At 30.4% G+C, this 11,410-nt stretch carries 12 protein-coding genes; all 12 read left to right on the plus strand.

Annotated elements, in window-relative coordinates; translation table 11 throughout:
• The first annotated feature begins 28 nt into the window (after positions 1-28).
• Complete coding sequence (locus CCO88_RS04365; RefSeq protein ID WP_002779632.1) at positions 29-1,024, plus strand: TrbL/VirB6 family protein; 996 nt, start codon at positions 29-31, stop codon at positions 1,022-1,024.
• Positions 1,014-1,178 (plus strand): hypothetical protein, encoded by a 165-nt coding sequence (locus tag CCO88_RS10625; RefSeq protein ID WP_002807851.1) that lies wholly within the window; start codon positions 1,014-1,016, stop codon positions 1,176-1,178. The genes CCO88_RS04365 and CCO88_RS10625 overlap by 11 nt, the downstream gene beginning before the upstream one ends.
• The gene (locus tag CCO88_RS04370; RefSeq protein ID WP_002779634.1) at positions 1,168-1,827 is read left to right on the plus strand and encodes a VirB8 family type IV secretion system protein; all 660 of its coding nucleotides are present in this window, start codon (positions 1,168-1,170) and stop codon (positions 1,825-1,827) included. Before CCO88_RS10625 ends, CCO88_RS04370 begins: the two co-directional genes overlap by 11 nt.
• On the plus strand, positions 1,824-2,714 hold the full coding sequence (virB9, locus tag CCO88_RS04375) for a P-type conjugative transfer protein VirB9 (protein ID WP_002779635.1): 891 nt from the start codon (positions 1,824-1,826) through the stop codon (positions 2,712-2,714). The genes CCO88_RS04370 and virB9 overlap by 4 nt, the downstream gene beginning before the upstream one ends.
• 9 nt (positions 2,715-2,723) lie before the next feature.
• Complete coding sequence (virB10, locus tag CCO88_RS04380; protein WP_002804394.1) at positions 2,724-3,902, plus strand: type IV secretion system protein VirB10; 1,179 nt, start codon at positions 2,724-2,726, stop codon at positions 3,900-3,902.
• The gene (gene virB11, locus CCO88_RS04385; protein WP_002839584.1) at positions 3,883-4,890 is read left to right on the plus strand and encodes a P-type DNA transfer ATPase VirB11; all 1,008 of its coding nucleotides are present in this window, start codon (positions 3,883-3,885) and stop codon (positions 4,888-4,890) included. Before virB10 ends, virB11 begins: the two co-directional genes overlap by 20 nt.
• Positions 4,891-6,702, plus strand: a complete 1,812-nt coding sequence (locus CCO88_RS04390; protein WP_002839586.1) for a type IV secretory system conjugative DNA transfer family protein — start codon at positions 4,891-4,893, stop codon at positions 6,700-6,702.
• Positions 6,683-7,114: a cag pathogenicity island Cag12 family protein gene (locus tag CCO88_RS04395; protein ID WP_002822840.1), complete on the plus strand. Its 432-nt coding sequence runs from the start codon at positions 6,683-6,685 to the stop codon at positions 7,112-7,114. The genes CCO88_RS04390 and CCO88_RS04395 overlap by 20 nt, the downstream gene beginning before the upstream one ends.
• 2 nt (positions 7,115-7,116) lie before the next feature.
• Positions 7,117-7,875: a TrbM/KikA/MpfK family conjugal transfer protein gene (locus CCO88_RS04400; protein WP_002822843.1), complete on the plus strand. Its 759-nt coding sequence runs from the start codon at positions 7,117-7,119 to the stop codon at positions 7,873-7,875.
• Positions 7,876-7,877: 2 nt separating this feature from the next.
• Positions 7,878-8,675, plus strand: coding sequence for a hypothetical protein (locus CCO88_RS04405; protein WP_010790867.1), 798 nt, complete (start codon positions 7,878-7,880; stop codon positions 8,673-8,675).
• 75 nt (positions 8,676-8,750) lie between these two features.
• Positions 8,751-9,371, plus strand: coding sequence for a hypothetical protein (locus CCO88_RS04410; protein WP_002834102.1), 621 nt, complete (start codon positions 8,751-8,753; stop codon positions 9,369-9,371).
• Positions 9,372-9,499: 128 nt separating this feature from the next.
• Positions 9,500-11,410: DNA topoisomerase 3 (locus tag CCO88_RS04415; RefSeq protein WP_002839589.1), on the plus strand; the 1,911-nt coding region annotated here is incomplete at its 3' end.

Genomic DNA, 11,410 nt, shown 5'->3' on the forward strand with positions numbered 1-11,410 from the left:
TGCAAAAAGCTAGAGAGCAAAATAAACAATGAATGATCTTTTTCAAACTCTAGGCGAAAGCATACAGCAAATCATTGATGCAATAAGACAAGTAGGCACGAGTGATAAGGTTGCTGAGCTTAGCGTATTGCTCTCCATAATCATAACTCTAGTTATTATGTATAAAGGCTATGAAGTTTTAATGGGGACAAGCCAAAGCCCTATTAGAGAACTTACTTGGGATATAGCAGGAAAACTTCTTGCCATTACTTTTGCTTTAAATATCGGTGGTTGGCTTACCTTAGTCATTAATGCTATGGATGGAATTTATGAATGGGCTGGAGGCGGAACACAAATGTATAAAACATTAGATGAAATGTATGCGAACACAGCACAACTAGCAAACATAATTTGGGCTAAATCAAGTGGTGTTGGAGGTGCTATTTTAGCCATTGTAGCAATGCTGCTTTGTTATGTAGGATTTGTAATCGCTGTTGCTCCTACATTTGCTATTTTAGTCGTTACAACTTTTACACAAACACTACTCGTAATAACCGCTCCTATAGTCTTTTGGCTTTTAATATTTAAATCCACTAAAAATGTTTTCACGCAATGGATAGGACTTTTGCTTTCAAATACTTTAGTGATTTTACTTGTAGGATTATTTTTGAGTGTTTTTATGGGAGAAATAAACGGATGGATAATTTCATTATCACAACATGTACAATCTGGATCTGAAGTATTAGGAACAAGCATTTTCTTCGTCATTGCTTCCTTAGTTCTGGTCATTATGATTATTTCTGCAAAACTTTATGCCGAAAAAGTTGCAAATGTTTCAATGGAAGGAGCTATGGGCGGAGCAATAGGTTCTGCTTTAAATCCTGTTAGTAGATTGGCAGGTTGGACTGCAGGAAAAGCTGCAGGAAAAACTGTAAATGCAGGAAAAACTGGTGCAAAGTTAGCTGCTAAAGGTGCTTGGGCTGGCGCTAAAGGTGGTTATAGTTTTGCAAAAAAAATGTATGAAAGGGCTAGAAATGCAGGCTAAATTAATTTTTATTTTATTACTTGGTGTTTTATTTTTTAGTGCTTGTAGCACTAAAAATCAGGGTAAATATGATGAATTTTTTAACAATCAAACAGGATGGATTCCCATCAATCAAAACAAAGATTTAAATAAAGGAACTATGAATGAAAAATGACTTTAATTCCGCGATGGATTATGAAGCTAGTTTCAGATATTTAATTGACAAAAGTAATAAAAGAGCTTGGCTTATTGCTTTTGTTTCTATTTTTATAGCCATAATTTCAATCGTAGCAGTTGTCTTACTTACTCCTCTAAAAACAATAGAACCTTATGTAATAAGAGTAGACAATACTACAGGAATGGTTGATATTTTAACCATGCTTGATGAAAAAGAAATTTCAAGCAATGAAGCTCTTGATAAGTATTTTATCTCTCAATATGTAAAAGCTAGAGAAGGATATTACTATGAGCTTTTAAACCAAGATTATTTACTTACTCAATTAATGAGCTCTGAAAAAGTCGCAAATGAATATAGAGCTTGGTACGAAGGTGAAAACGCTAGAGATCAAATTTTAAAAAACTCCAATGAAGTAAATGTGCAAATTTTAAGTATTGTTCTTGGCAATAGCAATGGGGTTAAAACTTCAACTATAAGAGCAAAAATTATTACAAAAAATTTAAACACTAGAGGGTTGTCAGAATCCACCAAAGTGATCACATTAAGCTATGACTATATTTTAGCTAAAGCTAGTGAGGAGAATAGAATTCTAAACCCTCTTGGCTTTAAAGTAACTAATTACAGAATTGATGAGGAGATAAGATGAAAAATATTACTTTAGCTATCCTTTCTTTTTTATTTTTGGCTCCTGCTTTTGCCTTAAATATCCCAAAAACTTCTTCTTTTGATAAAAGAATTGCTTATGCGGTTTATAATGCAAATGATGTTTTCCAAATCAATGCAAAAAATGGCTATGTAAGCGTATTAGAATTTGGCATTGATGAAAGGATTATTAATACTGCCACAGGTTTTGCAGAAGGTTGGGATTTAATAGAAAAAGATAATCTCTTATTCATTAAGCCAAAAGCTTATAAAACACAACTTGTGCAACAAGATAATAATATGGGGGAAAGCCAAGTATCACAAGAATTTGTTTTAGATCCGAATCCAAAAGATTGGAAAACAAACTTAATTGTTATTACAAATCTAAACACTTATGTTTTTGATTTAAAACTTGTAAATCAAAATAATAACACTACCTATAAACTTAGTTTTTCTTATCCAAAAAAAGACTTAGAAGCAACTAAAGAATTTTTAGAAGCTCAAGAGCAAGAGAAAATACGCACAGATTTAAATAAAAATACCATCCCTAGAAATTGGGATTTTTATATGAAAGTTAATAAAGGAAGTGAAGACATAGCACCGAATTTTGCTTATGATGATGGTGTTTTTACATATCTTGGTTTTGATAATACTAAAACTTTTCCTGCTGTTTTCATGTATGATAATGGTAAAGAAAGTATTTTAAATACTCATATTAAAAAAGATGGCAATTATGATGTTTTAGTGGTTCAAAAAATCGCGAAACAAATTCTATTAAGAAGCGGTGATAAAGTCGTTGGTATTTTCAATCGTGGCTATGCAAAAAATCCATTAAATAAAACAAGAGAAACCTCTAATGAAAATATTCAAAGAGAAATAAATAAAAAGTAGGAAGCAAGTATGCAAGATAAAGAACAAGATAATTTAGACAATGATTTTGAAAATCACACAAGTGATTTGCATGAACAAAAAAATCATCTTAAAAAAATACAAGCTTACGCAATTTTTGCTGTTGGCGGCTTACTGTTTATTTTTTTAATGGTTTATTTCCTGAAATCATTTTCAGGAAATAACAACGATATAGAAGAAGCACCAAAAGAAGAAAATAATGATATAGCTCAAAGTGTTAAAACAAAGGAATTTGCTCCACCACCTTCATCTGCTCAAAAAACATTTGATGAGCTCGTGGCACAAGAACAACCTACACAAACTACAGCTTTGATGCTTGAAGCAGAACCTCCAAAACCTAGAATTGTTAAAGGCATTGGAGTTACTGTTGTTGCTTCATCTAATAATGGATTTAATGGGGGTAGCACAGGAGATAGAGGAGAATTTGGAGATAAGCCAAACACTGTATTTGAATTTGGACAAAATGGTTCAGGTGCTTTACAAAATTCTAACAATTTCCAAAGCGGTGGAGAATTTACAGGTGAAGTATTTACTCCGACAATTGCCAAAGTTAGCGAATTTGATCAAAATTTACTCTTACCTAAAGGCACTTATATAGGTTGTGCCCTAAAAACAAGATTAGTAAGCTCTATTAAAGGTGGTATTGCTTGTATTGTTTCAAATGATGTTTATTCAGCAAATGGAAATACACTTTTAATAGAAAAGGGTAGCACCATTACAGGAACTTTCAATGCTGGACAATTAGATGATGGCATGGATAGACTTTTTGTGATTTGGCAAGAAATTAGAACACCAAACAATATTATCATCCCTGTTTATTCTGGTGCAACCGATGAACTTGGAGCAAGTGGAATGCAAGGATGGGTAGATCATCATTATTTAAAACGATTTGGCTCTGCTATTTTATTATCAATGATAGATGATTCACTGGCTATCTTAGCGGATCAAATTACAGGCAAAGATAATAAAAATAATTATGCCAATTACACTGAAAATACAAGAGATTCTGCAAAAGAAATCGCAAATACAGCATTAGAAAAAATGATTGATATTAAACCTACTCTTTATAAGAATCACGGAGATTTGGTCGGTGTTTATGTAAACAGAGATATAGATTTTTCAAAGGTTTATAAGCTTACAAGGAAAAAGAATGTCAATAACGCTAGATAAATACACTCAAAAATATTTCGGAGAATTTTTAAAAGATGATAATATCAATGAAATCTGCTATAACGGCGATAATAAAATTTGGGTACAAAACTCCAAAGGATTATGGGAATCTGTACAAACAGAACTTGATTTTGAGTCCGCAGGACATTTTGCAACTGCTTCAGCCTCTTTTAAAAAAGACAAAATAGATGTATCACGCCCTATTCTTTCTTGTATTTTGGTAGGCGGAGAGCGTATGCAAATTGTTATTCCGCCTGCTACCAAAAGCGAACATATTTCAATTACTATCAGAAAACCAAGCAAAACTCGCTTTAAAATGGAAGATCATGTTAAAAGTGGACTTTTCGAAGATTTAAGCCCTGATGATAAAAATATAATCAAACCAAGCGATGAAGAATTAATCAAGTTATATAAAGAAAGAGATTATCAAGCTTTTATATCAAAAGCTGTTAGCTATGGTAAAAATATCATCATCGCTGGTGAAACTGGCAGTGGTAAAACCACTTTTATGAAAACTCTTATTGATTTCATAAGCCTCGATGATCGGATCATAACAATAGAAGATGTTGAAGAGATCAAATTCTACGAACACAAAAATTTCGTGCAATTATTCTATCCAAGTGAAGCAAAAAGCACAGATTTTTTAAATTCTGCAACGCTTTTAAAATCTTGTCTAAGAATGAAGCCTGACAGAATTTTACTTGCAGAGCTTAGAGGTGCGGAAACTTATGATTTTATCAATGTCTTAGCTAGTGGACATGGTGGAAGCATTACAAGTTGTCATGCAGGAAGTCCTGAAGAAACATTTACACGACTTGCCTTAATGACTTTGCAAAACCCACAAGGTCAATGCGTTCCTTTTGAAATTATCCAAAAAACACTTAAAGATTTAATTGATATTGTCGTGCATATCCACGCTCATCACGGAAAAAGGCGTATTAGTGGCATTTATTTTAAAGAAATAGAGAATATCAAATTGGAGAGATAAATGCAAAATAACAAAAGTATTCAAATTATTTTTCTTGCGATTTCTAGTGTTTTTCTTACATATTTACTAACACCTATTGTATTTTTCTTTTTAAATAAAGTAAAAATAATGAAAGCAATTGAAATATACAACATAAATTTCACCATTCAAGCCATAGTTAATGACTATCCAAAAATATGGCTTTCTTTGAGTATTACTTTTGGAATTTGTCTTATTATTTTTTCTGTTTTGGTGTTATCTTTAAAAGCCAAAAAATCTCAATTTGGTGAAGCTAGATTTGCAAATTTTAATGAGATTAAAAAAATGAATTTATTTGGCGATAAAGGAATTATTATCGGAAAATATAAAGGAAAATTGCTAAGATTTGGCGGTCAGCAATTTGTAGCTTTAGGAGCTCCCACAAGAAGTGGTAAGGGTGTAGGTATAGTAATACCAAACTTATTAGAGTGGCAAGAAAGTGCTGTTGTGCAAGATATTAAGCAAGAATGTTTTGACTATACAAGCAAATATAGAAAAGAGATTTTAAAACAAGAAGTTTATTTATTCAATCCATTTTCAAGACAGACTCATCGTTATAATCCCTTGACTTACATTGATATGAGTGATAAAGAACATTGCGATAGTCAATTAATGGATTTGGCTAACATACTTTATCCACTTGATGGGGATTCTACTTCAAAATTTTTTAATGGTTTAGCACAAAACTTATTTATAGGTCTTTGTTATTTATGGCGTGATTTGCAACTCACAGATATGGGTAAAGAATTTCAAAAATCTTTTAATGTAGATGTAGGAAATTTTAACTTTTACAATATTTTGCAACTCTCAAAAGGCTTTTCACTCAAGAATGAAGAAAAAACCTTAAGAGGTTTTGATGATACATATAATTTCTTGGTCTATTGTGAAATCTTAGATGAAGCAACTATAAGGCGTTTAGAAACTTATTTTAATATCAACTCAGATGCTACTAAATCAGGCATAATGAGCTCTTTTAATGCTCCGCTTGTGCCATTTGAAAGCGAAACATTAAGATTAAGCACAGAAACAAGTGATTTTGATTTGCGAGATTTGCGTAAAAAGAAAATGACAATTTATATAGGAATTACGCCTGATCAATTAGCAAATGCACAATTTATTTTAAATATTTTTTGGTCGCAACTTATTTTATTAAACACCAAAGAATTGCCACAAAGCAATAAAGATTTAAAATATACTTGTTTAATGGTTATGGATGAATTTACTGCACCTGGTAGAATTCCTATCTATCAATCAGCAATCAGTTTTATGGCTGGTTATTGGTTAAGATCTTTGATGATTTATCAATCAAATTCACAACTTGAAACACAACCACCTTTGGGCTATGGAAAAGAAGGAGCTAAAACACTCTTAACAAATCATGCTTGTCAGATTTTCTATGCACCAAGAGAGCAAGAAGACGCAGAAGCTATCTCTAGGATTTTAGGAAATACTACTTTTAAAACAAAATCAAGAAGTATTAATACAGGCAATAATGGAGGTGGATCACATAGTATTAGCGAAGCAAGTAGGGCTTTAATGTTGCCACAAGAACTTAGAGAAATGCCTTTTGAAAATGAACTAATTACTATTGATAGTGGAAAACCTATTTTATGCAATAAAGCATTTTATTATTCAGATTCATATTTCATGGATAAATTTAAAGCTGTTTCAAAAAGCCTATCAGGAATAAAAAAAATCCCTTCACGCAAACAATTAGAAGATGCAATCTTGAAAGGAGAATGCAAAATTAAAATTCAAATTATAGGAGAAAACAATGAAAAAAATGTCGCTTAGTTTAGCTTTAATCGCTTCATTAATGGTTGGGTGTTCTGCACCAAAAGCAAAACGATTAGATGATGGCTCTGCATTATCTATTAATAATTCTCTTTTGGAGCATAAATACAGTTTTGTTCCGAAAGATCCTTATTTAAGTGGATTTAATTGGACTTATCATATTGTGGTTGAAAAAAAGACTGTGGATGATGATTTTATTAAAAATGATCTTGTTACTAAAACTTTTTTACTCGCCCACAATTCAACAAAAATTATTTTAGTAGGTAGAGAGGATTTAATTAAACAATACAAACATTATTTTGAAAAAAATCAAGTTCTTGCACCCATAGAATTACAACCTGTGAGTCCTATTGAACGCGATTTTAATAAAGTAAATATCTTATTTTTCAATAAAACTAACTTAGGAGAATAAAAATGAAAAAGATTACTTTCGCAACAATTTTATTTTTTGGAGTTGTATCTTCTTCTAATGCAATAAAATTAGATATTTTAACAGGAGATACTAAATTAGCTTGTGAAGCGATGCTTTGTCTTGCAAGTCCTGTTAAACCACCTGAATGCGGTGCAGCTTTGGCAAGATATTTTAGCATTGATGCCCGAAAATGGGCAGATGTAATCGCTAAACGCAGAAGTTTTTTAAATTTATGCCCTGTCGATGCTTCAAGTGATCCTGAAATGTATAAATATAAAAATGATATTTTGGTTCATTTGGATGGGGAATGTTCTGTATCTGCATTAAATAACCGAGTTGAAGACACTCTATTAAGAACTGAAACCATACAAAAATGCTCTCATGGAGATGGTTGTACAACTGAAATTATAAAGCATTATGGATATAGAATTAATCCACAACTTACAAATTCTTGCAGACTTTTAGCTTCATCAAAATACACAGATTATCATCTAAAATATACCTGCAATACTAAATTTTATGAAAAAAAAGACTGGGAAAGAGGTTATGAGTTAAAAGAAGTATCGCAAGAAATTTTTAATGCTTTGCCTATCTCGCAAAGAGAACAAGGAGAGAAGTTAGTTCCTGTAAGTTACGCAGAGTTTGTTAGATTGCCTGCTGACAAAAGAAAGCAAGGAGGATTTGGCAAATATTACAGAGTTGATATTGCTTTTTACCAAAAAATAATTATTAAAAAAGATTGCTGGATAAATGAGAAATAATGATGAATGAAGAAATTAATTCTAATGAAAATAGCCTTTATGAATTGGTTAAAGAAGATAATTCAACCAATATGGTTATACAAAATTATAATGAACTATTAAGCAAATTTGAAAATCTTATCAAAACAATTATTGCTAAAATTGATATTGGAAAACAGAATTCAAGCAGTAACACAGAAGATGGAATTTTTAAAGATTTAGAAAAAAATATTATTGAGCTAGATAATACTTTTCTAGCTCTTATTTCTTATTTTAAAAATCCGCCAAGTGATGAAGAAAAAGAATTTATTAATAAAACAGCCTCTATTAAAAAAACAATGGAAGATTTTGCAGAGTTTGCTAACGAAATTCAAAAATTATCGCTGGATGATAAACTTAAAAAATATAATGAACAAATCAACAAATTTTGTGAAATAGTAGAATATAAACTTTCTCATAATGCAGAAAATTATAATTCATTTCTCGATCGTTTCGTTGAAAATGGAAAACTAAAATTGAATACATTTTCAGAAATTTTTACAAAAATGACAAAAAATACAAAATGGTATCTTATATTTTTTAGTTTTACTTCTATAGGGTTAGGTATGGCTCTTGGCATTTTAATTTTGCTTACTTATATAAAATATTCAGAATATAACAATTTAAAAGAAAGAGTAAGCACAATCACTCAAGGTTTAGCCACTATCTCTATTGATGAAAATAGCAAAGGAAGCTTTACCTTGAGCTTTGCAAAAAACAAAAAAACTATTTTCAATGAGAATAAAAATAGTATTCAAATCACACTACAAGGAGGTGAATGAACAAGGGAATTATATACAAAAAAAATGCAAAAAACAAAAAACAAATCACAAATTTATTAAAAAAAGGAGCAAAAAATGGCATTTGGAAAATTAGTTAATGATAAAATTGTTATCGATACAAACAATGCTTTAAATTATAGAGGCAAGGAAGGTGATATTCAACAAAGAAAGGTAGATACTGCCCTCATCGATGTTATTAAAGAAGCTGGACAAGTTGCTGCAATGGAACACGGAGCTGTGCTTTTTTCTGCAAAAGTTAACGAGGTATGGAAAAACTATTTTGTTAATAGAGATGAAAAAACTCACAATATAGTTTTAAAACCTACAAATTCACAAAATAGAGATGATTTCATTTATATCAACTCTAATATAAATGAGCAAGGTTATTTTTACTACACAATTAATCAGAAGCGAGAATCTGCAAAAGAATTAATTGAAGGAGTTGGAATTGTAGAACACCAAAATCAAGATGGAACTAAAAGCCACTATTTAGAAACTAATGTAAGGCTTTATAATGAAGAATTAAAACAAGAACTTAAAGAAAAAGGGAATGAGTTTATAGCTGTAATTTCAAATGCTGGAATTAAAGTTGTTAATGAAGCTGAAATGAAAGCACAAAAACAAGAACAACAAATACAGCAAACTCAAGAAATCAAAGAGCCTGAAAAAACTCAAAACCAAGAGTTTGGAAGATAAAAATATGCACCTTATAAAGGTGCATATTTATAGTTATTATTATTTATTAATAGTAACTATAAATAACAAAAATTTTCTAATATTTATTAATAATATCGCAAACAATAAGATATTTTTGAAAGGCGAAGATGAGATTATTTATAGCAGAAAAACCTGAACTTGGTAGAGCAATTGCAGAAGGATTAGATGGCAATTATAAAAGCGGAGAAGGATATATACAAAAAGGTGATAATATTGTTACTTGGGCTTTTGGACATATTTTAGAGCTTGCTAAACCTGAAGAATATGATGAAAAATATAAGTTGTGGAAACTTGAAGACTTACCACTACCCATTAAAGAATTTAAATATTTGCCCAAAAAAGAAAGTAAAAAACAATTAAAAATTATTTGCGATTTAATCCATAGCGACAAGATTACTTCTATTGTAAATTGTGGTGATGCTGACGATGAAGGTCAAATTCTTGTCGATGAAATTGTGCAATATTCTAAAACTTCTAAACCTGTATTTAGAGTTTTAATTAATGATTTAACACCAAAAGCAGTAAAAGAAGAAATAGCAAAAATTAAGCCAAATGCAGATTTTAAAGGAATGAGCGAAAGAGGTTTTGCAAGAAGTCAAGCAGACTGGATAGTTGGGATAAATCTTACTAGGGCTTACACCATAATGGCACGAAAAAATGGATATGAGGGTGTTTTAAGCGTAGGTAGAGTTCAAACACCTATTTTGGCTCTTATAGTTAATAGAGATAAAGAATTTGAAAATTTTAAAAGTATAGATTATTTTTCTTTGCTAGGTGATTTTAATATCAACAATAATACTATTAAAGCAAGATTAAAAACAGAAGATAAAATTTTAGATGAAAATTTAGCTAAAGAGATCAAAGAATCTTGTGAAAACCAAAATGCAAAAATTAATTTAAAAATAGAAAACAAAAAGGAATATCCACCGCTACCTTATAATCTACTTGTTTTACAAGCTGAATGTGCAAAACTTTTTGGTTTTAGCCCTGATAAAACATTAGAAATCACTCAAAATTTAAGAGAAAAACACAAGGCTATAACTTATAATAGATCAGATTGTCAATATTTACCTGAAACAATGTTTGAACAAGCACCAAATATTTTAAATATTATAAAGGAAAATTTAAATTCTAATGATGAAATTCAAGCTCTCATTGCTAGCAGTGATTTAACAATAAAAAGCAAGGCTTTTAACGATGCTAACATTTCAGCACACTATGGAATAATCCCTACCCAAAATAAAATTTCATCGCAATTAACTCAAGATGAATTAGTCGTTTACAATCTAATCGCTAAAAGATTTATTATCCAATTCTTTCATCCGAGAGAATATCAAACTAATACAATTAATTTAGAAGTAAATCAAAGAATTTTTACCGCTACTCAAAACAAGACAACAAAAAGTGGTTTTAGAAGTCTTTGGCAAAATGTAGATAGCGAAGAAGAACAAGAAAATAATGAGAATGATATAAACGATTTATCTATCTTAAAAAATGGTGATATTGCAAAATGCTCTTTGATACAAATTGAAAAAAAGCAAACAAAGCCACGCCCTTACTACACTATGACAACGCTACTTAAAGATTTAAATAGTGTCGCAAAATATGTGTCTGATGAAAGAATTAAAAAATTGCTAATGGAAAAAGATAAAGACAAAAAGGGTGAAACTGGTGGTATAGGAACACCTGCAACAAGATCTAATCATATAAAAACATTAATTGAAAGAGAGTATATAGAAGTAAGTAAAGATAAAAAACAAATTATCAAATCCACTAAAAAAGGTAGAGATTTAATTAAACTTTCTCCAAAATCACTTATTACTCCTGACATGACAGCATTGTGGTTTGAGCAACAAAAAATGATAGAAATATCAGAATTAAGAAGAGAACAATTCTTAGAAGAAATCACAAAAGAAGTAATTAGCGAAATTCAAAGAATTGATAAAAATCAAGAGTTTAAAATACTAGATAATGAAAACAAACCAAAAATTCAATGTCCGCAATGCAATAAAGGATTT

This window comes from Campylobacter coli LMG 9860 (assembly GCF_000254135.1).
GTDB classification, from domain to species: domain Bacteria; phylum Campylobacterota; class Campylobacteria; order Campylobacterales; family Campylobacteraceae; genus Campylobacter_D; species Campylobacter_D coli.

Coding starts and splice junctions, on each gene's coding strand:
- CCO88_RS04365 (WP_002779632.1), top strand. CDS start 29: ATGAATGATCTTTTTCAAACTCTAGGCGAAAGCATACAGCAAATCATT.
- CCO88_RS10625 (WP_002807851.1), top strand. CDS start 1,014: ATGCAGGCTAAATTAATTTTTATTTTATTACTTGGTGTTTTATTTTTT.
- CCO88_RS04370 (WP_002779634.1), top strand. CDS start 1,168: ATGAAAAATGACTTTAATTCCGCGATGGATTATGAAGCTAGTTTCAGA.
- virB9 (WP_002779635.1), top strand. CDS start 1,824: ATGAAAAATATTACTTTAGCTATCCTTTCTTTTTTATTTTTGGCTCCT.
- virB10 (WP_002804394.1), top strand. CDS start 2,724: ATGCAAGATAAAGAACAAGATAATTTAGACAATGATTTTGAAAATCAC.
- virB11 (WP_002839584.1), top strand. CDS start 3,883: ATGTCAATAACGCTAGATAAATACACTCAAAAATATTTCGGAGAATTT.
- CCO88_RS04390 (WP_002839586.1), top strand. CDS start 4,891: ATGCAAAATAACAAAAGTATTCAAATTATTTTTCTTGCGATTTCTAGT.
- CCO88_RS04395 (WP_002822840.1), top strand. CDS start 6,683: ATGAAAAAAATGTCGCTTAGTTTAGCTTTAATCGCTTCATTAATGGTT.
- CCO88_RS04400 (WP_002822843.1), top strand. CDS start 7,117: ATGAAAAAGATTACTTTCGCAACAATTTTATTTTTTGGAGTTGTATCT.
- CCO88_RS04405 (WP_010790867.1), top strand. CDS start 7,878: ATGAATGAAGAAATTAATTCTAATGAAAATAGCCTTTATGAATTGGTT.
- CCO88_RS04410 (WP_002834102.1), top strand. CDS start 8,751: ATGGCATTTGGAAAATTAGTTAATGATAAAATTGTTATCGATACAAAC.